At 39.9% G+C, this 26548-nt stretch carries 22 protein-coding genes and 3 pseudogenes; 20 read left to right on the top strand and 5 right to left on the bottom strand.

Features of this window, described 5'->3' with window-relative positions:
• Positions 1 to 34: 34 nt before the first annotated feature.
• The 5 genes and pseudogenes from RZO55_RS25410 (at position 35) to RZO55_RS25395 (ending at position 7495) form a co-directional block, all read left to right on the top strand.
• Positions 35 to 2596, top strand: coding sequence for a carbohydrate-binding protein (locus RZO55_RS25410; RefSeq protein ID WP_318067045.1), 2562 nt, complete (start codon positions 35 to 37; stop codon positions 2594 to 2596).
• 70 nt (positions 2597 to 2666) lie between these two features.
• Positions 2667 to 3416 (top strand): annotated as a pseudogene (locus tag RZO55_RS26090) (alpha/beta hydrolase); the annotation flags it as partial.
• A gap of 129 nt (positions 3417 to 3545) precedes the next feature.
• A pseudogene (locus tag RZO55_RS26085) lies at positions 3546 to 4053 on the top strand (carbohydrate-binding protein); the annotation flags it as partial.
• Between the two features lie 13 nt (positions 4054 to 4066).
• Positions 4067 to 5845, top strand: coding sequence for a glycoside hydrolase family 43 protein (locus RZO55_RS25400; protein WP_318067044.1), 1779 nt, complete (start codon positions 4067 to 4069; stop codon positions 5843 to 5845).
• A 141-nt stretch (positions 5846 to 5986) separates the two neighbouring features.
• The gene (locus RZO55_RS25395) at positions 5987 to 7495 is read left to right on the top strand and encodes a carbohydrate-binding protein (RefSeq protein WP_318067043.1); all 1509 of its coding nucleotides are present in this window, start codon (positions 5987 to 5989) and stop codon (positions 7493 to 7495) included.
• A 234-nt stretch (positions 7496 to 7729) separates the two neighbouring features.
• Here the strand turns inward: RZO55_RS25395 and RZO55_RS25390 are convergent, their stop codons facing one another.
• The 3 genes and pseudogenes from RZO55_RS25390 to RZO55_RS25380 all read right to left on the bottom strand — a co-directional run bounded on the left by RZO55_RS25390 (position 7730) and on the right by RZO55_RS25380 (position 9725).
• A complete protein-coding gene (locus RZO55_RS25390; protein WP_318067042.1) occupies positions 7730 to 8569 on the bottom strand; it encodes an MBL fold metallo-hydrolase in 840 nt (279 codons plus the stop codon).
• 257 nt (positions 8570 to 8826) lie between these two features.
• On the bottom strand, positions 8827 to 9306 hold the full coding sequence (locus RZO55_RS25385; protein ID WP_318067041.1) for an SAM-dependent methyltransferase: 480 nt from the start codon (positions 9304 to 9306) through the stop codon (positions 8827 to 8829).
• A gap of 166 nt (positions 9307 to 9472) precedes the next feature.
• Positions 9473 to 9725: pseudogene (locus RZO55_RS25380) on the bottom strand (MerR family transcriptional regulator).
• Between the two features lie 188 nt (positions 9726 to 9913).
• On the opposite strand from RZO55_RS25380, the gene RZO55_RS25375 reads away from it, so the two are divergent.
• The 13 genes from RZO55_RS25375 to RZO55_RS25315 all read left to right on the top strand — a co-directional run bounded on the left by RZO55_RS25375 (position 9914) and on the right by RZO55_RS25315 (position 21841).
• The gene (locus RZO55_RS25375; RefSeq protein ID WP_318067040.1) at positions 9914 to 10162 is read left to right on the top strand and encodes a hypothetical protein; all 249 of its coding nucleotides are present in this window, start codon (positions 9914 to 9916) and stop codon (positions 10160 to 10162) included.
• 317 nt (positions 10163 to 10479) lie between these two features.
• Positions 10480 to 11823: an ABC transporter substrate-binding protein gene (locus RZO55_RS25370; RefSeq protein WP_318067039.1), complete on the top strand. Its 1344-nt coding sequence runs from the start codon at positions 10480 to 10482 to the stop codon at positions 11821 to 11823.
• Between the two features lie 88 nt (positions 11824 to 11911).
• A complete protein-coding gene (locus RZO55_RS25365) occupies positions 11912 to 12793 on the top strand; it encodes a carbohydrate ABC transporter permease (RefSeq protein WP_318067038.1) in 882 nt (293 codons plus the stop codon).
• 3 nt (positions 12794 to 12796) lie between these two features.
• Positions 12797 to 13633: a carbohydrate ABC transporter permease gene (locus tag RZO55_RS25360; protein ID WP_318067037.1), complete on the top strand. Its 837-nt coding sequence runs from the start codon at positions 12797 to 12799 to the stop codon at positions 13631 to 13633.
• Between the two features lie 45 nt (positions 13634 to 13678).
• Positions 13679 to 14539: a ketose-bisphosphate aldolase gene (locus RZO55_RS25355; protein WP_318067036.1), complete on the top strand. Its 861-nt coding sequence runs from the start codon at positions 13679 to 13681 to the stop codon at positions 14537 to 14539.
• 18 nt (positions 14540 to 14557) lie between these two features.
• Positions 14558 to 15754: an ADP-dependent glucokinase/phosphofructokinase gene (locus RZO55_RS25350; RefSeq protein ID WP_318067035.1), complete on the top strand. Its 1197-nt coding sequence runs from the start codon at positions 14558 to 14560 to the stop codon at positions 15752 to 15754.
• Positions 15755 to 15784: 30 nt separating this feature from the next.
• Positions 15785 to 16639, top strand: coding sequence for a class II fructose-bisphosphate aldolase (locus tag RZO55_RS25345; protein ID WP_318067034.1), 855 nt, complete (start codon positions 15785 to 15787; stop codon positions 16637 to 16639).
• A gap of 42 nt (positions 16640 to 16681) precedes the next feature.
• Positions 16682 to 17530 carry a MurR/RpiR family transcriptional regulator gene (locus tag RZO55_RS25340; protein ID WP_318067033.1) on the top strand — a complete coding sequence of 283 codons (849 nt, stop codon included), beginning with the start codon at positions 16682 to 16684 and terminating at the stop codon, positions 17528 to 17530.
• 454 nt (positions 17531 to 17984) lie between these two features.
• Positions 17985 to 18749: an EFR1 family ferrodoxin gene (locus RZO55_RS25335; RefSeq protein ID WP_318067032.1), complete on the top strand. Its 765-nt coding sequence runs from the start codon at positions 17985 to 17987 to the stop codon at positions 18747 to 18749.
• 20 nt (positions 18750 to 18769) lie between these two features.
• The gene (locus tag RZO55_RS25330; RefSeq protein WP_318067031.1) at positions 18770 to 19126 is read left to right on the top strand and encodes a hypothetical protein; all 357 of its coding nucleotides are present in this window, start codon (positions 18770 to 18772) and stop codon (positions 19124 to 19126) included.
• A 142-nt stretch (positions 19127 to 19268) separates the two neighbouring features.
• Positions 19269 to 19874: an SF0329 family protein gene (locus RZO55_RS26065; protein ID WP_500683316.1), complete on the top strand. Its 606-nt coding sequence runs from the start codon at positions 19269 to 19271 to the stop codon at positions 19872 to 19874.
• A 275-nt stretch (positions 19875 to 20149) separates the two neighbouring features.
• Complete coding sequence (locus RZO55_RS25320) at positions 20150 to 21052, top strand: helix-turn-helix transcriptional regulator (protein ID WP_318067030.1); 903 nt, start codon at positions 20150 to 20152, stop codon at positions 21050 to 21052.
• A gap of 87 nt (positions 21053 to 21139) precedes the next feature.
• Positions 21140 to 21841 (top strand): nuclear transport factor 2 family protein, encoded by a 702-nt coding sequence (locus tag RZO55_RS25315; protein ID WP_318067029.1) that lies wholly within the window; start codon positions 21140 to 21142, stop codon positions 21839 to 21841.
• Positions 21842 to 21943: 102 nt separating this feature from the next.
• On the opposite strand, the gene RZO55_RS25310 is transcribed toward RZO55_RS25315, so the two are convergent.
• On the bottom strand, positions 21944 to 22930 hold the full coding sequence (locus RZO55_RS25310) for a carotenoid biosynthesis protein (RefSeq protein WP_318067028.1): 987 nt from the start codon (positions 22928 to 22930) through the stop codon (positions 21944 to 21946).
• 160 nt (positions 22931 to 23090) lie between these two features.
• Here RZO55_RS25310 and RZO55_RS25305 point away from each other — a divergent pair, with 160 nt between their 5' ends.
• Positions 23091 to 23684: a TetR/AcrR family transcriptional regulator gene (locus RZO55_RS25305; RefSeq protein ID WP_318067027.1), complete on the top strand. Its 594-nt coding sequence runs from the start codon at positions 23091 to 23093 to the stop codon at positions 23682 to 23684.
• A 140-nt stretch (positions 23685 to 23824) separates the two neighbouring features.
• On the opposite strand, the gene RZO55_RS25300 is transcribed toward RZO55_RS25305, so the two are convergent.
• Positions 23825 to 24382, bottom strand: coding sequence for a TetR/AcrR family transcriptional regulator (locus RZO55_RS25300; protein WP_318067026.1), 558 nt, complete (start codon positions 24380 to 24382; stop codon positions 23825 to 23827).
• Between the two features lie 163 nt (positions 24383 to 24545).
• Here RZO55_RS25300 and RZO55_RS25295 point away from each other — a divergent pair, with 163 nt between their 5' ends.
• Positions 24546 to 26519 (top strand): oxidoreductase, encoded by a 1974-nt coding sequence (locus RZO55_RS25295; RefSeq protein WP_318067025.1) that lies wholly within the window; start codon positions 24546 to 24548, stop codon positions 26517 to 26519.
• The last annotated feature ends 29 nt before the right edge of the window (positions 26520 to 26548 follow it).

Raw genomic sequence — 26548 nt, 5'->3', positions numbered from 1 at the left:
TAAAGGTATGTTTTAAAAATTAGGGGGAATGGGTATGTTAAAAAAGAAGGCTTTTCAGGCAACCTATTATGTTTCGCCGACAGGAAGCGACAGCAACCCGGGAACGCTTGCAGCACCCTTCCAAACAATCGCAAAGGCGCGCGACGTTATACGCATGATCAACAGCAATATGACCGGAGATATCTATATTTATTTGCGGGGCGGAAACTACAGTATCACCAGTACCGTTACTTTCGGACCACAGGATTCAGGGACAAACGGATACAGGATCTATTACCAGGCATACCCGGGTGAAACGCCTGTCTTGAACGGTGCAGCAAAAGTTACAGGTTGGACTCAGCATAGCGGCAATATTTATAAGGCTGCGCTCAATCGTTCGGCCAAATTGAGGAACCTTTATGTGAATGACCAGAGGGCTTCGATGACCAGCAAAACCGTCACAGCCCGCGGAGGGTATGGGACTTATTCCGTAACTGCAGGACAGGCTGGCTGGGCATGGACAAGCGGCAGTAAGAGTGACGGGGTTCAGTATAATACATCGGATGTACCGGCAATTGCCAGCAACAAAGATGACCTTGAGATCGTAAACGGTACTACCTGGAATGAGAATATAGTTTGTGCCAGGGATGTCATTACATCCGGCAGTTATAGAGTGCTTCTTTTGCAGCAGCCTTATGGGGCGATAGCACAGACTCCGGGGTGGGGTGCAGCCTTTAGTGCTTCTGGTACCCATACGATTTATAATGCCTTCGAATTCTTAAATTCTCCTGGACAATTTTATTTTGACAAGACGGCCAAAACGCTTTATTACTATATCCGTCCAGGTGAGAATATGACCACTGCCGATGTAGAGGCTCCTGTTGTAGAGAAGCTGATCGACATCGCAGGAACATCAACTGCAAACAGGGTCAGGAATATCACCTTCCAGGGCATTACTTTTGAAAATACGGATTACAGCCTTGTGAATGTTGCAGGCTCACACGGTAAATCTACATGTCAGGCTGCACAGGCATTTATCGCATTTTATAACGACAATTGGCACAACACCAAGTATGATCTTGTTGATACATTGCCGGGAATGGTCAACGTAAGCAGCAGCGATTCCATCAACTTTATAAGAAATATAGTGAAGCACAGCGGCAATGATGGAATTTCCATGGTAAACGATGTTATAAATTCCAGTCTTATCGGCAACTACATCACGGACATCACATCCAGCGGCATCACGGTAGGGCATCCGCAGCATGTTTATATTGGAGATGGTGGAAACCATGCAAAATATGCTCCCGGCGTAGAAGGGGTTTGTAAGAATAACACCATCAACAATAATTTGTTGTACAGCACAAGCACGTCTCACGGATTTGGGGGATGTGCCGCCATCACGGCTTACTTTGTCGATACCATCAAAATAACGAATAACCATGTTCAATCAACAGCATACAATGGGATCCATTTAGGATGGGGATGGCGTAATTTCACTGACTCCACTACCTGTAAAAACAACACAGTAAGTAATAACCGGATTATTAATACCTTAACCAGGCTTCATGACAGCGGAGCCATCTATACCATCGGGCAGATGCCGGGCACGAACATTAACCAGAACTATGTCAGGGGAATTCCTCCTGCAACCTCAGGTCCGACCTATGGTTTGCATAACGATGAAGGAACTGCCTATATCAATGAAAATGACAACGTACTGGATATTGATCCGGGGGTAAAGTATACCATCAACTGTGAGGATTTTGGACAAAAACACGATTTAACCATACTGCGGACCTACGCCACCGTAAGTAAAATGGGCGTTAATCCTCCAAACAGTAAAATTGATCCCCCGGTTGTCGTACCGGATAACGTATGGCCTTTGACACAGTACACCACCTGTTTGAATTCGGGAATCCAGGAAGCATACAGGGATATTATCCCGGCGAGCTTGCTTTCGACACTGAATTATGTGTTCCCCGCAAGCTGTGCTGCTGCAGCCGGAACTGGCATAAGTATAAGGAGCAGCGGTAATTCTTCAAATACGGTATGGTTTGCCCCGGCCGGAACAACCAGTTTTGTCGAGGGACCTACGATGACGAAAACTGAAGGAACTGCGACAACGATTACTGCCCCAGCCGCTGCCGGTACGTACAGGTTATGTGTATTAAATTCACAAGGTATGAAGATGGGTGAATCGGCGGCACTGCTCCGAGTAAGCGGATCGCCTTCACAGATTGAAGCGGAGAGTTTCAGCAGCCAATCGGGTATTCAATCGGAAAACTGCAGCGAAGGAGGACAGAACATTGGGTATATTGAGAATGGGGATTTTGCTGTATACAACAATATCAATTTCGGCGCCGGAGCGGCAAGCTTCCAGGCCAGAGTAGCCAGCGGCGCCAGTGGAGGTAATATTGAGATCAGGCTGGACAGTCTTACTGGTCCTTTAGTAGGAACTTGTTCTATCACCGGGACTGGCGGTTGGCAGACGTGGACTAGCAGAACCTGCAGTGTCAGCGGAGCAAGCGGGATGCATAACGTATACTTGAAATTTACCGGTGGGAGCGGTTACTTATTCAATATAAACTGGTTCCAATTTACCGGGGAAAGATAGTGTACTCTAATCATGTTGCCGTGTATCCCGTTTGGGATACCGGCAATATAAAAGAAAGGGGAAATAAAAAATGAGACTAAAACCCTTAATAAATGAAATTGGCAGGAAAATAGTACCGGCTTTTTTCACTCTTGCAGTACTTTTAGCAATGCCTGTAAACTCAATGGCGGCGGAAGCGCTCCCCACCATGCCGCCGACAGGATATGACCAAGCCAGATACAACATTTCGCACGGGCAGATCAACAGTATTACTTATCAATCATCAGCAACAAACAGCCTGAGGAAGGCGAAAATTTACCTGCCGCCAGGATATTCAACAAGCAACAAATACAGCGTCCTGTATTTATTGCACGGTTACGGCGGGAGTGAAGGTGATTGGTTTACAGGCGGAGGTGCAGCCAATGTCATTATGGACAACCTTATTGCCGATGGCAATATTCAGCCATTTATCATTGTAACACCAAATGCTAATACATCGTCAATATCTGATGGTAAGCTTCCGGATGATATACTCAACAGCCTTATACCATACATCGATTCACACTATTCCGTTTATACTGACCGCCTTCACAGAGCAATTGCCGGTCTCTCGTATGGTGGTCCACAATCATATAATATTGGGTGTACAAATATGAACAAATTCGCCTATGTCGGAGGTTTTTCAGGCGGCGGACCTGTTGCCTATCCGACCAGCAAATTGTTTCCAGATCCTGCAGCTACCCGTCAGCAGATGAAGCTATTGTTTCTTTGCATTGGAACCAATGATAATTTATCTTACAGTAACGGCATAGCTAATTTTTGTAAGAGCAATGATATCCCTTGCACCTATTATCAAATTCCAGGAAGAGGTCACGATTGGACTGTTTGGAAACCAAGTCTGTGGAATTTTTCACAAATGGCGTGCGCGAAAGGATTTACGGATTATGGCACCCCAACCCCTGGCCCGAAATCGGCATTCACACAGATCGAAGCAGAGAGTTACGACAACCAGTCGGGAATCCAAACCGAAACTTGTAACGAGGGCGGACAGAATATCGGGTATGTTGAGAATGGGGATTATGCAATCTACAACAATATAGATTTCGGCAGCGGTGCGGCAGGCTTCCAGGCTAGAGTAGCCAGCGCCACCAGCGGAGGTAATATTGAGATCAGGCTGGATAGTCTTACCGGTCCTTTAGTAGGGACTTGTGCAGTCGCTGGAACTGGTGATTGGCAGACTTGGGCTAACGCAACGTGCAGTGTTAGCGGAGTAAGCGGAAAACATGACATATACCTGAAATTTACGGGAGGAGGAGAATACTTATTCAACCTGAACTGGTTCAAGTTTACCGGCACAAGTTTAACCGCCGGAGATCTCAATGGAGATGGGAGTATTGATGCAACAGATAATTGATGCACTTGATTTTGCCGTTTTTAAAAAGTACCTTTTGGGCACTTTTACGAAATTATCATATTGATTGGAGGTAATATATGAAAAAAGTATGTAGAGTTGTAGTTTTCCTGTTGGCTATTTCCCTATTTCATTCAACAGAGTGTTATGCAGACAATCCAATCGTACAAACGAATTATACTGCGGATCCTGCCCCGACGGTCTATAACGGGACTTGCTATTTGTATACCACTCATGACGAGGACACCATCGTCAATAATTTTTATACCATGAATGACTGGAGATGCTATTCATCCACCGACATGCAAAACTGGACGGATCATGGATCACCGTTGTCTTACAAAACATTCAGTTGGGCGCAAGGCGATGCATGGGCTGGCCAGGTTATTTACAGGAACGGGAAGTTTTATTTCTACGTTCCGATGACACGGAAAAATGCCGGGGGCGCAAGGGTAATCGGTGTAGCGGTATCAGACAGCCCGACCGGGCCGTTCACCGATCCTATCGGGAAACCTTTAATCACCAATAACGGGGCGCAGGATATCGACCCTACCGTATTCATTGACGACAATGGACAGGCGTATCTCTACTGGGGGAACAGTAACCTCTATTATGTGAAGTTGAATCAAGATATGATTTCATACTCAGGCGGTATTGTCCAAGTATCTCCGAAACCAGCGAGTTTTATCGAAGGCCCGTGGTTCTACAAGCGTAATAATTTATTTTACATGGTATACGCAGGTATGACCGGAGGATCCGAAAATATCTCCTATGCTACCAGCAACAGTCCTACCGGTCCATGGACCTCCAAGGGAACTATTATGGGTTCGCAAAACAGCTATACAAACCATCCGGGAGTAATCGATTATAAGGGAAATTCCTACCTCTTTTACCATACCGGTACTTTACCGGGAGGCGGAAGCTACCATCGTTCTGTTGGCTTGGAACAATTCAAATACAATGCAGATGGCACAATTCCCAGTATTCCAATTACCCAAAATGGTCCGGACCAGCTTAGTAATCTGGACCCATATGTCAAAACTGAAGCTGAAACAATTTGCTGGGAATCCGGTGTTGAGACAGAAAAATGCAGTGAAGGCGGAATGGATGTATGTTATATCGAAAACGGGGACTGGATAAAAGTAAAAGGTGTAGATTTTGGTTCCGGTGCGGCATCTTTTGATGCAAGAGTGGCTTCGGCAACTAACGGCGGGAATATTGAACTCCGCCTTGACAGCGAGACAGGGAAACTGGTGGGAACTTGTGCTGTTTCAAGTACCGGAGGTTGGCAGACCTGGATAACTAAGACCTGTAATGTAAGCGGTGCAACAGGAGTACATGACCTATACTTTAAATTTACCGGTGGAAGCGGTTCTCTATTTAACTTCAACTGGTGGAAGTTCACCGGCACAGGTGTAACTCCTACACCAACTCCTGGCGAGACATCGGCTTTTTCACAGATAGAAGCGGAAAGTTACAACACCCAGTCTGGAATCCAAACCGAAAGCTGCAGCGAAGGAGGGGAGAATGTCGGGTATATCGAAAACGGGGATTATGCAGTTTACAACAATATCGATTTCGGCAATGGTGCAGAAAGCTTTAAGGCCAGAGTCGCCAGTTCCACCAGCGGAGGTAATATTGAGATCAGGCTTGATAGTCTTACCGGTTCTTTAGTAGGGACTTGTCCGGTTGCCGGAACCGGAGGCTGGCAGACTTGGGCTGATGCAACGTGCAGTGTTAACGGAGTAAGCGGAAAACATGACTTATACCTGAAATTTACGGGAGGAAGCGGATACTTATTCAACCTTAACTGGTTCAAGTTTACCGATGGAAGTGTAAACGCCGGAGATCTCAAGTAATAAGAGAGTGTTGATGAACAGACTATGCATTGATGAAAATGTACCTTCTATTACGAAATTACCTTGTTTGCCTTAAAACGTGCGCTCTAAAGTTGTTTACAACAATACCGTTAAATTCAAATAAGGAGGTAATTGTGGATTATGAAAAAAAAATCAATATTTATTATTGGATTAGTTTTATCACTGGCATCTTTCACTGTAGTACATGCTGCTTCATCGTATATTGATTATTTTAAAGCGACGCCGATAATCGATTCCCTATCATCGTCCTGCTGGGGCGCTACGGCAGTGGGCCCTCGCGATCAATCCAACGGTTTGGAAGACAGGACCATGTCGAAGTATGCTTATTGGGATGGAGGAATCATCAAGGGACCGGATGGCACGTATCATATGTTTGCCAGCCGGTGGAATCAATCTGCCGGCCACAACGGGTGGTTTGGCTCTGTGGCTGTTCATGCGACGAGCTCCAATCTGTATGGACCTTATACGGACAAGGGTATGTGCTGGCCCAACGATCAGGGCGGTAAAGGTCACAACGTGGTTCCGCTACAACTAAAAGACGGGCGGTATGCGATCCTTGTGAGTGAAACCAGGCGGCCGGCGGACATTTTTGTCTCCAATTCCCTGGATGGGCCATGGTCAAAGCTGGGTAGTGTATCGATTACTTCAAATGCTTACTCATCCAAATATACAGCGTCGAATGTTTACATTATGCTTCGTCCGGATGGACGTTATGGGTTGATTGAAAGAGATGGGGTAATTGGTATTGCTGATAATGTCCTTGGACCTTACACCATTCAGGGAACCAATATTTATGCGAAAATTCCCGGTTGTCCGACAGGCAACATGGAAGATCCGGTTATGTGGTATAGTGGTGGCCTTTATCATATTATTGTCAATAAGTGGGACACACGTAAGGCGTATCACATCACTTCCCAAGATGGTATCAGCAACTGGAAACTAGAACCGGGATACGCCTATGACCCGACAGCGAATTTTATCCGCTATTCAAATGGTACGGTCAATCATTGGAATAAATTAGAACGTCCCAATGTGTATATGGAGAATGGCCATGTGGTTGCGATGACACTCTCAGCGATAGACGTTGAAAAAGACAAAGACTTGGGCAACGACAGTCATGGCAGTAAGGTTATCGTCATTCCGTTTGATGGTGCCGCATTAGATTCTGGGGGTGTTCCGCCAACTCCTGACCCAAGATCGGCCTTTACACAGATCGAAGCGGAGAGTTACAATAACCAATCGGGTGTTCAAACCGAAAGCTGTACTGAAGGTGGGGAGAATGTCGGATATATCGAAAACGGTGATTATGCAGTTTACAGCAATATTGATTTCGGCAGTGGTGCTGCAAGCTTTCAGGCCAGAGTCGCCAGTGCCACCAGCGGAGGGAATATTGAGATCAGGCTGGATAGTCTTACCGGGACTTTGATAGGGACTTGTCCGGTTGCCGGGACCGGGAATTGGCAGACTTGGGCGGCAGCAACGTGCAATGTTAGTGGGGTGAGCGGAAAGCATGACTTATATCTGAAATTTACGGGAGGAAGCGGATACTTATTCAACCTGAACTGGTTCAAATTTAGTACAGGTAGTAATTCAGGAAGCTTGGGTGATTTAGATTCCATGGGCAAATAGACTTCATTGATTATCATCAAGGAATATCAAAACATGGTTTAATGCCTACGACTGATACTGGGTATATTAATAATAATAATTAAGAGAATTGTGGGATAACAGGAAAAGAAGGAACTCATTCTGGGCAAATATTGGGTATGTAGGAAAAGAAACAGGTTGGCTTCATTATCGTGAAGCCAGCCTGTTTCTCAAACTGATTGCAGATTCTGTTTTTGTTCATAACGAGCAATTCGCTCAGCTTAATAAATGCCCGCTATGCTCATGATTTTTTAACATGTCATTGCCCATTATCCGAAAAACCTGACAGTATTTTTGAAATCCGTCAGATCCAATAACATAGATGTTGGGCATATAAGATAATCTCTTCTTAGAGTAGGCAATACGTTCAAGACCATTGTCGATTGCCGTATGATTGCTTAAAGCTACATCCACATTTTTGTAGATTGACATTTTAATAAAGTACTCCAATGATTTCAAGTAAAGTTCTATCTCGGCCTTTTTTCGAGGCGGGGTAGTACCTCCCCAAAGGGCGGTCATGTGCTTTTCTCCGTTATCTTCTACGGGGAAGATATAACTCAAGCATCCCGGAGTATGACCGGGCGTGCTATAAACATATATGGTCTTGTTGCCTAATATTAGGGTATCTCCATTTTGCAGATAATAGTCAATGTTGTAGTCTTTCCACGTTTTCGGTCTGTCTGGCTTTGCCGGATGTTCTTGCCAGAAAATATCATCTTCTTTAGAAAGATATGTGTGAGCATGATATTGCTTAACAAACCATTTACCACATCCTGTGTGATCGACATGACCATGCGTTAGGACCAATTTTTTTATGGAATCAGGGTTCCATCCTATTTCTTTAATTGCGCCGATGATGGCATCAAAAGCTTCTTTTGCAGGCCATATGGCATCAATAATTATCAATCCATCGCTTGTCTTTAATACAAAACAATTCGTTTCTTTTTGGGCAACAATCAGTAAGTCATCAAAAATTTGTGAATAAGTAAAAAAAGACATATCCTCCATTGCCTTAATGGTTTCATTTGTAATGACTGGTTTATCTAATCTATTCATTTGTTATTTACTCCTCTGTACAATTTTATATTTGTTTTTTGGCACAGAGGAAAAACGATTCTTTGGGGGCATACCACCACTCCTTATAAGAGATTCTGTTTATTAAAAGTATTAAGCAATTAAATTCTTGCTTGAAGTCATCAAACCATATGTTACAGTAAATTTCCACAGCCTTTATGCAAGGATCAGCTGGACTATTTTTGATATAGCGAAAGGAGGCACAGGGCAGCAAACAAGCTACCCTGTGCCTCCCATGATTAAAAGTTAAATTCAGATTCCCAATCAAATTCTCCACTGGTTTCTACATTGTAAGGCCAGTGTTTGCACCACGCAGGAACCTCCGGTTCTTCCACACGGTCAAGGCTTGGTGTATAGGGCTTAATGTCGAGAACAGGACTTTGGTCATCCGCATCAATGTAGGCAAGCCCGACAATCCCATTATTCGCATCAATGTAGGTGACATAGGCACATGATAGGGCAATGGGGTTAGGGCGCTGGGGTGAGCGAGTAGCAAATATCCCCAGCGTGTCCGGCCCTTTTGTATATGGCTTTGCTTCCGACAAAACACTTCGCTCCTTCTCATTATCACAGCCGGAAAACCACCAAAGAATATTGATATAAGAAAAGCCATCTAAGCCGATAAGTGAATCTTTGTATTCAGGTGCAAGCTGTATGCGAAATCCATTTTCATCGGCGCAAATTACGCCGATTTGCTTTATCATAAAATTATTATCCATAAAGAATCTCCTTTAAAATTAGATTTTTTACGGTACCGTTAATTCCAGTATAGCAATGTATTTTTATACTACAAGCCTTTTTTAAAAAAATTTGAGGGGCGATCATCTTTATGCCGGTATTGAATGTCAGATGCTTGGAATATGGTAGAAAACAATGTGATATGGACTAGAATGAGACATGGGCATAGTTCCGGTGAAGTTCCAGCATCCCAAGACGCTCTTCCATGGTTGCTTCACCAAGATAGCGCAGTTCCGCATAACGGCGGATATCCTTTATCAGCATGCCCGTTTCTTTCAGGCGGCGGATAAATGCAACCCACGCTACATCGTTTTCCGTATAAATATGCTGTCCGGCGACATTACGCTGGACACAAATTAATTTTTCGTTTTTCATAATAACGCAGGGTATCAATACTCATATGTTTGATAGCTGAAAATTGGCCGATGGAATAATACGTCATGTTTGATTCCCTCCTTCTCTATTTTACGAATCCATATGGATATTTCTTGACATTGGAGTATACTCCAGATTGTATGCTTTGATTATAATACGAAAGGAGGAGAGATATCAGAAGATGTCACATTTATGAGGAGGAAAGAAGATGCTATGGGCAATGGGCAAGGCAAGCAAAACGTCTTGGCTAAAAATTCATTGGATGGTGCAAGATATATGGCACTGGATAACTGTATGGCGATTCCCTGTGTGGAGCATGTGCTCTGGGGAATCGCCTGTTTTTTACGAAAATTTGAAAGGAAACAGGAGGAATCCGCATGTACATCTATCATTAGTAAAAGAGAGGATACAGGAATACCTTACTCAGTATTTCGGCAGATCAGTTTTTTATTCACGCAATGAATCCTAAGAATATATAGCAGCCAAATATCAAACGAAGTCCATAAATGATAAAAGAATGAAATAAAATATTATTACACAGATAATGCGTTGTGAAAAATAAACAAAAAAAGTATAAGGTAGATAAAAAAGAATAAAATAATTGTTACAAATATACAAAAAATATAATATAAACAATATATATATTGACACATACGAGAAGTATGATAAAATAAAATTACACAAAACAATTCGCCTGAACGGACAAAAATAACGAATTGAGCTTATGGAGAAACATTGTGAAATAATATTTCACGAAAAAAGAATAAGGAGGATAAGGAATGAAAAGTGGTATGTTTATGAAAAAGGCAATTGCTGTATGCTTAGTCACTATTATGACAGCAAGTCTGGCAGCTTGCGGATCCGCCAGCAAAACAAGTAGTGGAACTAAAGAACCTGGCGAAAGTACAGGAACAGCTGCAACAAAGAAAGAAGCTGCAACAAAGGAAGAAGCTGGTAAGAATATTACCTTGAAGTTTCAGCAGTGGTGGGGAGCTGAACTTCCAGAGGGGTATCTGGATGAAATTTGTTCAAAGTATGAAAAGGAGACAGGAGTAAAAGTTGAACTACTCACTGCACCCTGGTCTGATACAAAGACCGCAATTACAGCAGGTTCAACAAATGGAACCATTGCAGATATCATAAGTGTTGACGGAGCTTGGTTATCAGAATTTGTAGATATGGGAATTCTGACTGATGTAGATGCAGCTGGTGTAAATGGTAGTCTTGCCAGCGATATCTGGAAAGTAAAAGGTATTGGTTATGTTGTTCCAGTATTGAATTTCTCTTATCCGATGTATGTAAACATGGATATTCTTAAGAATTCAGGTGTTGAATCTGTTCCGACAACATGGAGTGAACTGGAAGCGGCATGTAAAAAAATTACTGTGGCAGGGCATTCGGCTTTTGCATTAAATCTTGGTACAACAAATGCAAACGGTATTCAAAATGTATTCATGGGCACAGGATGGGCTTCGGGAATCAGCATGAAGGATGACAGCGGAGAATATAAGGTTAAGGGAAATCAGGACGTGGCTTCTCTGGTAGATATGTTTAAAAGACTTTATGATGATGGATCCTTATATCCTGGTATGAGTACACTGGAAGAGTCTGCAATGACAAGTAATTTTGCAGCAGGTAACTGTGCATTTACAATCGCATCAGCTGCTACTATGAGTCAATTTTTTAAATTAAATTTTGAAGCTACTACGATACCTGTTAAAGACGGATATACAAATAAGAGCGGAATTTGTTATGCAAGCTGGGCAGTAGGAATTTCTGATTCATGCAAGAATAAAAAAGAAGCAGCAGATTTTATTAACTACTTATTGGGTGGTAAGGATGGAAAAGATGGTTCCGCTTCAGCTGGATTGGCAGCTACCATGTCTGCATTCCCGAACAGCACGGTAGCTCAGCCGGATTATAGCGCAGCTCCAAAACAGTTCCAGTCGTATTATGAGCTTTATAAGAAGAATTATGTAATTAACGAATTCATAGGACTTCCCAATGCATCCGATGTAATGACATCTATGACCAATGATCTCGTAAAGTATCTTGAAGGTGATTTGACCAAGGATAAAATGCTTGATAATTGGCAGGGGTACCTTGATAAAGCAGGAAAGTAAAGTGCTTTCAGGGGTGAATTCGGGAAAAGGGGTCAGAAAAGACCCCTTTTTCCAGAAATAAGCAGATGCAATTTAGGAGGAATGCACTATGAAAGTATTAGGAAAGAAAACCGCTCCATATAGGTACTTGATGCCAACGCTTATTTTGATGACTATTTTCATGGTGATTCCTATTTGCATGGTAATTGGATATTCTTTCATGGACAAAGCTGTAGTATCTAAAAACCCTGCTTTTGTAGGACTTGATAATTACAAAGAATTATTGTCTAATTCCGATTACTGGAGTTCGGTATCAAATACAATTATTTTTGTGGTAGTTAGTGTTGTCGCACATTTGCTTTTAGGAATGCTTTTTGCAATGCTGCTAAATTCAAAATACTTTTCTATAAGAACAAAAACAATTGCCCGCGTTATTTATATTCTGCCATGGGTATTTACAGCGTCTGTAGTTGCAATTTTGTGGAAGCTAATGCTTCAGCCATCTGGTATTGTTAATTATATTTTATCAATTTTTCCAGGGGTGTCTAGAAATACAGAATGGTTAAGTAACAGAAGTATCGCTTTGGCAGTTATATGTTTTATCAATATCTGGTGCGGGTATCCTTTTTATATGATTAGCATTCTTGCAGGTTTGCAGGGAATTTCTGGAGATTTGTATGAAAGTGCTGCAATTGATGGGGCAACTGATTCAAAACGTTTCATTTATATCACTATTCCACAATTAATGCCAATTTTAATTAGTATTGCAATGCTGGATTTCATCTGGACTTTACAGTCATTTAATGTGATTTGGATGTTAACCGGCGGAGGACCAGTGAATTCAACACAGACATTGAGCGTTTATATTTATAAATTAACGTTCCAGAAGGTGAATTATAGTATGGCAGCAACAACTGCTACTGTTTTACTTTTGGTTTGTGTGATCATTGCCATTTTCTATGTTAAACAGCAGAAGAAGGTGAGGAAGTAAAATATGGTTGGAAGCTATAAGAAGTTGAAAAAGTTTATAGCTACTGTTCTTTTGATTTTTGGAGGTTTTTTTTCGGGGTTTCCAATACTTTGGATGGTTTGTTCTTCATTTAAATCCAATTCTGCTATTTTTTCATGGCCTCCTAAATTTATAGATAGTACTGCTAGTCTGGCCTCCTATGTGGCTGTAATTACGGATTCGGTGAAGGTTAGATTTTTTATCAATAGTTATATTGTGTCAGTTGTTGTAGTAATAGGGACACTGTTTGTTGGAATACTTGCAGCATATGCTTTTAGCAGGTTCGATTTTCCGGGAAAAGGAATCTTCAATTCGCTGATTGTGAGCGTGCAGGCAATTCCGCCGATCGTATTGTTAATCCCTTACATGGGTTTAATTGTTGCATTGGGATTGTTTAATACATATTTCGCACTAATGCTCACTTATATGATAACAACCTTACCCTATTGTATCCTGATGATGACGGGATATTTTAACAGTTTGTCAAGAGAGTTGGATGAAGCCGTTATGATAGATGGGGGATCGAGATGGAAAGCTCTTTGGTGCATATTAGTACCTATATCATTACCGGGAATGGTTTCTGTAGGAATGTATACTTTTATGCAGGCATGGAATGAGTATTTATTTGCACTGGCATTAACTCAGACAACAGAAATGCGTACCGTGCCGATTGGTATTAACTTATTAATGGGTCAACATGCGTATGACTGGAGCCAGATGATGGCCATGAGTGTGCTGGGATCAATTCCTGTATTAATATTGTTTGTATTTTTTCAGAGATATTTTATTGAGGGAATGTCAGCTGGCGGGATTAAAGGTTAATGGATATAAAAAATTAATTATGATGAAAGAAAAGAGGTTTCTATTATGTTGATGAACATGAAAAATTTACTTACGGTAGCTAAGAAAAACAAATTTGCAATTCCAGCTTTTAATATTAGTGATTACAATATGTTTAATGGAATCATGGAAGCAGTGGAAGAGAAAAATGCACCTGTAATTATTGCAATCCATCCAGATGAGCTTAGTCATATCTCAACCGAAATGGTAAGAGGGATTATCGAACGAATTCATAATTCATCTGTTCCAGCGGTTATCCATTTAGATCATGGCGGGACTTATGAGCAGGTAATTACGGCAATTCGTGCAGGGTTTACTTCGGTAATGATTGATGCATCAAGCCAGTCTTATGAAGACAATATTTCTATTTGTCAAAAAGTATGTGAAATTGCACATGCGGTTCATGTATCTGTTGAGGGAGAGCTGGGGACCATCGGAAATACAGATTCTGTGGAAACAACAGCCGTAGATGATATATTATTTACTGATCCGGCACAGGCAAAGGATTTTATTGAAAAAACAGGTATCGATTGTCTGGCAGTTGCAATTGGAACATGCCATGGTATTTATCCAAAAAATAAGAAACCAGAGCTTCGAATCGATATTTTAGATGAAATAAATAAAATTGTGGATGCTCCTCTTGTACTCCATGGAGGATCTTCAAACAAAGATTCAGAAATTGCAAAATCCGTTGAGCATGGTGTGAGTAAAATAAATATTTCCAGTGATATTAAGGTTGCTTATTACGATAAAATGAGAGAAGTTCTTAAAGATGCAGCACTTCGTGAACCGAATGTGATTCAGCCGATCTGCGTAGAGGCAATGAAACAAGTTGCATTTGATAAGATTGCGTTATTTAAATCGGAAGGCAAGGCATCACTTTACTAAATTTAAGGAGATCGCAGAATGAATGAGAGAATAGCGCTGGGTTTCCATACGTGTGTAGATTATGAACTGGTTTGGGATACAAGCATTATAGAAAGGCAGATCAGAGCATTTAATCTATCTGCAGATGAATTAAAAATGGATATAAAACTAGATTCAGAGAGGGCTGTTTGGATTATGAGTCTTGCGTATTTGAAAGCTGGTATCGGTTGTGAAATTGTTCCTGATAAGTCTGAAACCTGTGTGGAATTTTCCAGGCATTTTGATTATAAGATTACCTTAGGAGGAACACCCACCAGAGCAGCTATCATTCTTGACCGTATGGGATATCCAAGCTTGTTACAAACAAGTTGCTATAATGAGCATGTTAAGAGGCTGATGCCTTCCAAAGTCAGGGTTTTACCTGGAGTGGATGCAGATCATGCAGAAATATATCCGCATATTATTTTACAGTGTGCAGGAGGAGTTCGAATTCAAGCCAATGATATAGATTTTATCACGCCCAGAGAGAATAGAATTTTAATTTCACGGGATGAATATAGCCTGAATATGCCAATACTTGATGACGCATTTGGAGAGATGATACGTGAATGTGAGGCATTTTTGTTGGGATCGTTTACGGAAATTGTGGATTTTGATGTACTGAAAGACAGAATCAAGAAGACAAAAAAACTGTTATCCTATCTTCCCAAGGACGCGACCATTATAATAGAGGATGGCTGTTATATTAAATCAGAATTCCGCCATTACGTACATCAGCAACTTGCACCGCAGCTTGATTTAATCAGTATGAATGAAGATGAACTGCAGCAGTATATTGAGAAAACAATAGAAATCCTTAACCCCCATGAGGTAAAAGAAGCAATAGAATATGTTTATAAAAAAGTAGGTGTGAAAACGATTATCATACATTCTGCTGCTTGGGCACTTGTTTATGGAGAACAGGTTGATGCATGGAAGAGTTCTCTGGAAAATGGAGTAATCATGGCGTCTGCGCGTTTTAGAAAAGGTGATTACTTTACTGTGGACGACTATAAACAGACAAAAGAACTGCCTGATAAAAAAGACAGTGTGATATTTTGCAGGCAGATCAAGGATATAATTGGAGATAAAATACACTGTATTCCATGCAAGGATTTAAGTTTTGTAAAAAATCCAACGGTTGTTGGTCTTGGAGACTCCTTTGCGGGAGGTATTTTATTTGGATTATTACTATAAATCAGTTATAATAAAGAAAGGAAGAGCATCATGTATGAAAAAACAGAAAATATATTAAAGATGGCAAAAGAAAGTAATACGGCAGTTATTTCATTTGTCTGTATAGATTACATAATGGCCAGAACTGTTGTATGCGCGGCTCAAGCTACCAATACACCAGCTATGGTTATGCTGTATCCGGAGCATGTCGCAGTTAACCATACAACCGGATTTGAAAATTATGCAACGATGGTCAAAGAACTGGCAAAGGACGTAACAGTACCGATTGGATTGCATGCGGATCATGACTTTAGCTACGAATCAATTGTAAATACAATTAATTGTGGTTTTGAATCAGTCATGATAGATGGCTCCATGTATGATTTGGATGCCAATATCGCGTTGACCAGGAAGGTTGTTATGAAAGCAAGGGAATCTGGTGTTTGCGTAGAAGGGGAAATTGGACATGTCGGAGCTGCATCAGCAGCTGATAATAATAAGGCAGACTCATATACAAAGGCAGATGCAGCAGAGAAATTCTGCAGAGAAACCGGTGTAAATTCTTTGGCAGTCTCTATAGGAAATGCTCATGGTGAATATATTGAGACGCCGTTATTGGATATGAAGCGATTGGAAGAGATTCATGCTGCTACGAATGTTTCACTGGTTCTTCATGGAGGTAGTGGAATACCGGATAATCAGCTACTGGCTGCCTTTTCAAAAGGTATTAATAAATTTAATCTTGGCACAGAATTTATAGGTAAATATTTTGATGCAGTGTCGGACTTTTCAATAGAGAATAAAAATAATCCGGATCCTGTTAAAATAATTAATTTAGCAACATATGTGGAATCAAGATTGCAGCCTTATGCAGAGGAACGAATGAGGACGCTTTGTCATTTTTAAATAAACATAGTACTTAGTGATTATAAGGGGGAATGGAGAATTTTGAAGAATTCTAAATTATTAGAGAGACAAGTAATTGATATTATTCAGGAAAAATATGATGAAATCTTTTCAGCAGAAAAGAAAGTAGCAGATTTTGTTTTAGAAAATCCGCATAAAACGGTTGAATCGAATGTGTCAGAACTAGCAAAGCTGAGTGGAGTAAGCGATGCTACCATTGTTCGAATGTGCCGTCATATTGGTTATTCTGGTTATTATCAGTTCAGGATTACTTTGGCAAGAGATATCGGTAAAATGCAATATACAGAATCTGATATTTCAGAAAGCAGCGGAGCGGTTGAACGTTTATTTTTGAGCTATGCTGAAAATTTGATTGCAATTGGAAAAGGAATTGATGAAGAGACCATGTGGAATTGTGTAAATTTGTTAAAAAACTGTAATGTTGCACATGTTATTGCAAGCGGAAATACAAATGTTTTGTCCCAGTACATGGATTTTCGACTAGGCAGACTTGGAATTAAAAGCAGCTTTGGAGCATCGGTGGAATACTATATGAATCATATCAATCTTGCGGAACCAGAAGACATTGTGATAGCAATTTCAAAATCCGGGTCGTCAAAACCCGTATTATTGGGAATGGAGTTAGCAAAAGACAAAGGATTGAAGTGCATTGCAATTACCTCCTATGCACAGTCACCAATTTCGGAGCTTGCAGATTATGTTCTTCTGTCTCAAGGAAATGATTTATCATTTAATTATTATAAAGATTATGCACAGACAAATATGCTGGCTGTAATTGATGCTCTTTTGAATTTTGTCACCAATATTGAATTAATAAAATCAAAGCAAGCGGATAAACCGGAAATCATCCTATCGGAATACAAAGTATAAAGTAGGAGGAGCTATTGCTCCAATAGATTATTCATATATTTTAGCAACTGTTATGACTACTTTCGCATCCTTTTCTGCCTTTGCAGAAACCAATGTGGTATCTACAGAAACAACGATTTGAATTTTCAAAAACTCTTAGATAATAGTCAGTGAAGTAAGTTATCGCTTAATGATCCAACGGGTATCTTTCTTCTATAAGGCAGTTCATTAGTTATCGAATGCGAGCTCATATGTTATACATATCGCTGGGAGTTTTGATGATAAAGATGATGCAAACTCCAGAAAAAGAAAGCTTTTGACCAATTTATGGACGCGATACTATTCGACTTAGAACGTTCTGGGAGTCTGTTTTCATATTGAAGGTAGAGATTGGAATAAAAGTGCGATGTACTTTCGGATTTTGTCCAGATTAACAGGCTATAATGTAATTATAATTACTTCAGGAGGATGTTAAATGTCAAAGAATATCATATTCTATTTTTCCGGTACAGGTAACAGTCTAAAGGTGGCAAAAGATATCGCCAACGCTATTGAAGACTGTGAGCTGATTTCAATGAGGAAATCCCGTAAGTTAAGCAGTACCTACGAGCGAATTGGCCTTGTGTATCCTATTTATATTGGTGGTATGCCAGGCGCGGTTGAGAAGTTTGTAAAAGCACTTGACCTTTCAGTTAATAATAACAGCTATATTTTTGCTGTTTGTACGAGTGGAAGCGGGAGTGCCGGCGGTATGACTAATATAAGCAAAATCATCGGTGGCAAGGATGGTAAGCTGAGCTACGGCGAAAGCATTAAGTGCTTTTCTAATTATGTTGGTTTGTATGCCATGGGGAGCGATGCGGATAATAAAGCAAAGGCACAAGCACTGGCAACAAAGAAGGTTATTAAAGACATTCAAAACCTCGTTGTAAAACCACCTCTTAAAAACAGTCCGCTGGCGCTAATTCATGGGCTTTTAATAAATTCACTGGCAACAAAGGATAAAGGATTCAATATAAGTGAAGCTTGTAACGGCTGCGCAACTTGCAGCAAAGTGTGTCCTGTGGAAAATATTAAAATGCAAAATGACAAGCCAATGTTTTTGCATCACTGCGAGCAGTGTATGGCCTGTGTTCAGTGGTGTCCTAAACAAGCCATTAACTATAAAAATAAAACACAAGGCCGTGGCCGTTATCATCACCCAGACATAACTATTAAAGAGATGATTAACGAAAAGTAGCCTTGAAAGGAGCTGAAGCCATGGGCTACTTTACATCCGTTTATACCTCAGAGCTGTCGCAACGGGCAAGGGGCTATCTATATGTACTACGTGACCGCGCCGACAAGGACGGAAATGCGGCTTTAATACCCAATGCCAGAGAAATGAATCTGTCCCACGGCATTTTATTCTTCGGCAGTCTGTCAGAAGAGGAAATCAGCCAGATGCTGTCTCTCACGGAGAAGCTCAGCGCCCACCTGAATGCCGTTGATTCTACCGGGGCGGAGCAGAGATTTACTGGTCATGGACATCATCACGGTTTCGGAGCATACTGGCAATCGATAAGGGCATTCTTTCTTTGGAATAAAGTTAGGGACCTAAATGGATTGGGCTATTAAATATGTCAAATTATTCACGCCAAATGTAGTCATTGCGGCAGATATATGAAGGTATGCAGACACGGTTGTAAAGCAGAAATCCTGCTCATCCGGTGAAAATTCAAAAGATCACTGGTATGCAACCAAGAAGTTTGAGTTGCGATTGCAACAAGCTAAAATCGCAAGCCCCGGACGACATACCACAACTCACCGCCAGCTGCTCATGCTACCAAACGGCACAATTATAATAGACACACCCGGTATGCGTGAGTTGGGTATGTGGGAGGTATCCGAAAGGTATGGAGATACTGAGTATTTCTTTGCAAATATTATTGAGCCAGGTCATACTTATGTTGGCATGGATGGGTGTCATATTTTCGAAGTTTACATTGACAACAAACTGGTGAAGCAGTTTTCTTGGGAAACAGTAAATACTTATTTTATTGAAAAAGAATATAAAAAGAATTCAAATCACTTTGGCATAGGCGAATACTGGGATGAGTTTTGGGCGCTTATGGATTCTGTTCCAATGCAGGCAAGGCAGGAATATACGGATAATGAATTCTGTAAGTCGTTGGAGAATTACAGAAATCAAAGTATTCAGGACAGCATACAATCTGAAAATCCATTGGAAAGAATGTTTGCTGTTCTAGATAGGCGAGTTGGTAAAAGAAGTCTTATAAAGCTGAAAGAAACAATGGAAGAGCAAAATGAATGGCTTCAACAGTTCTATAGGTTAAGATTAAATGCGGAGAATTTTAGCGGCTAGCGTAGCCTCCAACTGCCTGGCGATTAGTTTTCATGTGCTGTCAAATTATGCCGAAATAATGTGCAGAAGAGCATTAGTCAGGAAGTTAGCATGGAATGGGAGAAAACAATACTTATACGACTGGTCAGGTATTAGAAATTCTTGGAGTATCAAGGGATGCGCTGAAATGTGTATAACCAGCCGATGCGTATTGTTTTCTGCATAAATAGATACAATAACCTGACATGATGTTGTCAGGTTATTGTGTTATAATATAGAAAAACAGGAGTGATAATATGCAGATAAACAGACTTTTTGAAATCATATACATTTTGCTTAATAAAGAATTAATAACTGCCCCTGAATTAGCGGAACACTTTGAAGTATCCGTGAGAACGATCTACCGTGACATTGACACGTTGTCTTCTGCAGGGATACCCATTTATGCTGTCCAGGGAAAGGGTGGCGGTATCTCTTTGCTTGACGATTATATCCTTGATAAATCCCTTCTTACAGAAAAGGAACAAAATGAGATATTATACGCGCTTCAAAGCCTTTCTATTGCAAAGGCGCCAGAGTCAGAGGACGTTCTTGATAGGCTAAGCCGTCTGTTCAATAAAAATAAAACGAGCTGGATTGAAGTGGATTTCAGTCCATGGGGCAGCGATGAGAAAAGGTCATTTCAGTTTACTATCATAAAGGACGCCATTTTGAGTCACCGGATTATTGAGTTCAATTACTTTAGTTCTTCCGGTGAAAAAAGTGCACGGAGAGTAGAACCGGTCAAGCTCATTTTTAAAGTACATGCCTGGTATCTCCAAGGATTCTGCCTTACCAGAAACGCCTATCGAACCTTTAAAATCGCAAGAATGGCGGATCTTCTCATGACGGAACAGGTTTTCACTGAGAGGGTCCCGGGAGAATTGAAAAACGGCGTCCAGGCGGAAAAAACTCAAAAGTGGATTCAAGTATGCTTAAGGATATCAGATGAGGGTGCATATCGAGTATATGATGAGTTTGATGAAAAAGATGTCACGAAGAATGGAGAGGGCTCATTTACTGTTACTACTCTCTTACCTGAAAATGAATGGCTGATCCGTTATATCCTGTCTTTTGGAGCCGATGTTAAAATACTAAGCCCTCCGCATATACGCGATAGGCTCCGGAATGAATTAAATAAAATTTCCAGCAAATATTAAAGATAACCTGACACGATGCTGTCAGGTTATCTTTGTTACAATGAGAATGTAAAATAATTTCAATCATAGTAAAGGAGAAGAATAATTATGACGAACAATAGCTTTCAATTGCCCAAAACCATTGAAACACACTTTCATGCGACAAATACGGAGGATTCTGATTTATTACTTTCGATTTTTGCCGAAGATGCTGTTGTTTTTGATGCCGGTAAAGAGTATCATGGGAAACCGGCTATTAAAGAGTGGAGTGACCTCGATTATTTCAGCGTACATTTGAGGCTGGAAGTCATAAATTCCGTTCAAGACGCTAAAGAGATTGTGGTTACCGCAAAATGTGACGGTGATTACAACAAAGCTGGTCTGCCCGATCCGCTGTATCTTGATTTTCATTTTACTATGGATAAGGATAAAGTTACACGACTTCGCAATGTTCTTTCCTCTAACAGTAGGGCAATTCCATTGTCGCAGCCGATTGCAGCTTTTTATCATGCTTCGGATGTCTACGATGCCGAACTGCTAGCCGCCTGCTTTGCGGAGGATGCCATGCTGGTTGACGAGGGAGAAGAGTATCATGGTCCCAAAGCCGTCAGCGGGCATATTCTTGAAGCAAACAGGAGCGCAAAGGTTATTACTGAAATCACCGATTGTGCAGAGAAAAACGGCGAAACGGTTGTCACCGCCACTATTTCCGGTAACTTCGACGGCAGTCCGATCCCACTGGATTTCCATTTCAATCTTAATGATGGGAAAATTAAAAGCTTAAATATTACGGTGGCTGGTGAATCATAAGAGTTCCGCCAAGGACATGTAGCAGTTTCTAAGTGAAAATCGATAAAAAATCGGGCCAGAAAAGTGAGTTTTTCGTCCCGATTTTTAACTCTTTTTATTTAGCTAACTTGTTGTGAGTATTTTATCCTTGGAGAATAACTTATTACTCAAAATATAAATGCCACTCCAGCCTAGCAATAATAACAATTCTGCCAGGATAACAAGCCATAGTATCTCCATGTACCCACCCAAAACACAAAATAAGGTATTAACCAGAGGAAAACCCAGGAAAGTAAACATGATAGGAAAATCTTTCCTGTAATTCAAGGAGCTAACAACTCTACGATCCCAGAACTTGATGAAAGCTAACAATAAAACACCCACAGAAATTACAGAAAGTGCAATCAACATTACCCATTGCATATTAGAAGTTCTGGTGAAAAATGGTCCCATAAAATTAAAGAAATTGGATATAGGTGAAACCAAACAAACGAGAGAAAGAATGGAAGCCAAAACCGGATATATATAACCAATTAGATTGCTGTAGCCTTTCTTTTTATGCCACCATTCACCGATTAAAATAAAGGCAGTCCAGTATCCGGCTATATAGATCCATCCTGTAAAATTCATGACAGGTTCCCCATATATGACAGGTTCACCAGGGAGAGGGTAATAACTCCACCTGCCAATGATTCCTTCTGAAGTTTGAAAAATCTGTTTTACTGCGACTGGATCCAGTGAAAAGTCAAAAATCATAGCACTAAGTCCAGTAATGAATGGTTTCGTCCATGACGGTATATTTATTGTCTTCAAAACACGTAACGTTGAATAAACGATAAGAAACTCGATAATTGGAACAGTTAATGGTACATTGAATATCATTAGGATACTGCTCCCATATGAGTAAAAACCTTCTTTTCCCAAAGATCCCATAAATACAGCAACATTTTCAAAGGCTGAGGCGTAGAAAAAGACAAAACATATGAATTGCATTAATACAATCTTTGGACGCTCTTCGTTATTAATTATATAAAAAATCATTAAAGTGGCAATTATTAAAACTAAAACATCTTGAATTATCCATACAGGAACTATGGTTATATTTCCCATTGTTTTCCCTCCATTTAAAATTATGATTGAGTTGAACGTTCAAATATATTATACTTGATACAGTGTTACTTATTCAACAGGCAGTTCGATAACATTATGTTCGATATCTTACAAATCATATAATTGTTGTTCGTTTACTGATTTATTTAGGAAGGATACTATGGCATACGAAAAAGCAGATCAACGAGTGAGATATACAAAGATGGTTATAAAAAATAGTTTACTGGAACTTATGAGAGATCGTTCAATCAGTAAAGTTACAGTGACAGATATATGCAAGAAAGCAAATATCAACCGCAATACTTTTTATTCACATTATGCGAATCAGTTTGAACTTTTATCAAATATTGAAGATGAATTATATGAAGAAATCAGACAGGTTGTGGGAGATACCATAAACCTTGAAGCTTCTGGAAAACTTTCATATGAAATATGCAAGTATATAAAAGCAAATAGCAATATATGCGAAGTTTTATTTTCAGAGAATGGGGATAAAGATTTATTAGAACGTATTCTTTATATCAGCCACGATTTTAATATTGAAAAATGGAAGAAGGAAGTAAAAAATATAGATCAAAAGTTATTCGATAATTGGTATACATTTACCGCATATGGCAGTATAGCCATAATAAAAAAATGGGTCAATAGTGGTATGAAGGAAAGTCCCAGCAAAATTGCAGCTTTTATTGATAAAGCAACAGAAGCAGTACCGAAAAGTTTTATTAATGAGCAATTTCATGGTGATAACCTGTAAATTTTACAATATAGAAAGATCAATAGAGCATTTGTTTAGACCCAAGGTACAGACCGCTTATTTTCAAGCATTTTGAAGATGAGCAATTTTTTTGTTTTAATTGAGGAAAGTAATGAGTTAGTGATAACTTTGCAGTTAACTTAGCATTTTAGCGTATGTAAGAATATTTCTTCAGCCTTTTCAACCAAGTCAAAGTCACCATCCTGCATTATCCATTGTAATGTAAGACCATTTGAAATACTGATTAATGTGGTATACAATTTGTCTACAGACCAACATTCAGGAAATTCTTTATTATTAATTCCCTTTTTAATTAAAGAGATAATTATATCTTTTATATATACATTATCAGGAATAACAGGAGAACTTTTATCGTAAAGATATTCTCTGTATATTTCACGAGTTATAGAAACACCTATATCCATTGAGGTCTGAAAATATAACCGACAAACAATCCATATTTGTTCGGCAGTCGAGCTTTTGGATATAACTGACTTAAAGATTTCTTCAGTATCATGATGAGTTTTATCAAAGTAGTGAATGATTAAGTCATGTTTAGATTTATAATGATAGTAAAATGTGGTTTTTGATATATTGCAGGCATTACATATATTCATGATAGAAACATTAGTATAGCCTTGATCTTTAAAAAGTTGAGTAGCTTTTTCTAAAATTTGCAGTTTCATGGAATCAGCCATAGTTACCTCCATATTTAAACAATAGTTAAATTATACACTTAAACCCTTCAAACTTCAATTTATATTTTGATTGACAAATACTTGATAAATATTACCACGGTAGTATAATGAAAACATAATGTATTACCACGGTAATATAAAATTATATTTAAAGGAGAATTTTATGGGGAAATTTAATAAAGTGTTAAGTCCAATTATGATCAACAAGACAGAATTTAAGAACCGTTTGTGGATTCCTCCTATGGGAACAAGTGCTGTAGAACCTGATGGTACACCAACTGACGAAATGGTGGCGTACTTTGGTAATATGGCAAAAGGTGGTGCAGGAGCTGTTGTGATTGAAGTAGCTGATGTCGATGAGCATCGCCGTTACAATAGCACTGTAATTGGTTTATTTGATGACAAATTTATGCCTAAATACAAAGAAATGGTTGATGCTATTCATGACGGTGGTTCGAAAGCAATCAGCCAGTTGCTGCATGCAGGTCCGATTCCACTTATCAAGAATGACCCAACCCAATATGGCCCGCTTTGCGCATCTTCTGTTCCTCACATCTATAACCTGAATGCAATTCCGCAGGTCATTACAATAGAACAGATGGCGGAAATCAAACAAATGTACGTGGAGGCGGCTCTCCGCGTAGTAAAAGCAGGCGTTGATGGTATTGAAATTCATTGTGCACATAACCACGGATTGCTTGGTACATTTGTTTCTTCAATTCACAACAAGAGAACAGACGAATATGGGGGAAATCTTTCTTGCAGAATGAAATACCCTCTTGAAGTCATTGAAGCGGTAAGACAAGCAGTAGGTCCTGATATGGTTCTTGGCGTTCGTATATCCGATGCTCATGATGAAGTTGATGGTATTACATTGGAAGACTCCTGCAGAATGGCAAAAATGTTTGAAAAAGCAGGTATTAACTATATTCACGCATCTCATGGTTCATTGATTTCACTTGCAAACATTCAGCCGCCACACGGCTCTCAACAGGGACTTTTTGCCAATAGAGCAAAAGCAATTAAGGAATCTGTTAATATTCCTGTAGGTACGATCGGTAGAATTACTGACCCGGAAATTGCTGAAGAATTGCTTGAAGCTGGTGTGGCAGATATTATTTTTATGGGTCGTGCTCTTATTGCAGACCCGGAACTCCCAAATAAAATTAAAGAAGGCAGAGAAGAAGATATTCGACCATGTCTTGGTTGCAACGAATGCGTAACATCATCAATGTATGGTAATGGCTTCTACTGTGCAATGAACACTTTAGCCGGACACGAATTAGAGGGTGGGGTAGTTTATGATGAAAACAATAAAGGTAAAAAAGTTTTAGTAATCGGCGGTGGCCCTGGTGGTTTGGAAGCTGCAAGTCAGGCTGCAATTGCAGGCTACGATGTAACGCTTGTTGAAAAGGCAAATTATTTAGGCGGACAGTTTGAATTAGCAGCATATCCACCAACAAAACAGGAATTTACTTGCGGTATTAAATATCTTATTAATCAGGTTAAAAAACATGGTGTAGATATCAGACTTAACACTGAAGCAACAAAAGAGTATGTTGTCGATATGAAACCGGATGCTGTTGTTGTTGCAACAGGCGGTAAGCCTATTGAAGCTAAATGGATATCAGAAAGTGGTCATCCTAATGTTATTGGTGCATGGGATGCAATCAGAGGCAACGCAAATATCGGCATTAATATAGTAGTGATTGGTGGTGGTCTTGTTGGCTGTGAATGTGCAGATATGATTGCTGCTCCGCGTTATTACAGAAAACAGTTTGCAAGAAAAGTTACTGTCATTGAAATGAAGGATTACGTAATGATAGACGATTATTCTCCACAGCGTGAGCAGTTGATGACTAGATTGATGGATAAAAATGTTGATATACTGGAAGGCGCAGCAGTAAAGGAAATTTCTGCCGATTCTATTACTTATGTTAAGGATGATGAAATAAAAATAATCAAACATGTTGATACAATAATTTCAGCAGTTGGTACTCAGTCTGTAAACGGTCTTACGGAAGAACTTAAAGATATGGATATTCCTGTTATTACAATAGGTGATGCAGTAGCTCCAAGAAAGATTCATTTAGCAACTCGTGAAGCAGCTGATGCAATTAAAAATCTTAAAATATAATAAATAACATTACATCACAAAAGAACAGG

The sequence above is a fragment of the Clostridium boliviensis genome (genome assembly GCF_033342255.1).
Classification (GTDB): domain Bacteria; phylum Bacillota; class Clostridia; order Lachnospirales; family Lachnospiraceae; genus Lacrimispora; species Lacrimispora boliviensis.
This window is presented reverse-complemented; position numbering and strand designations above follow the sequence as displayed.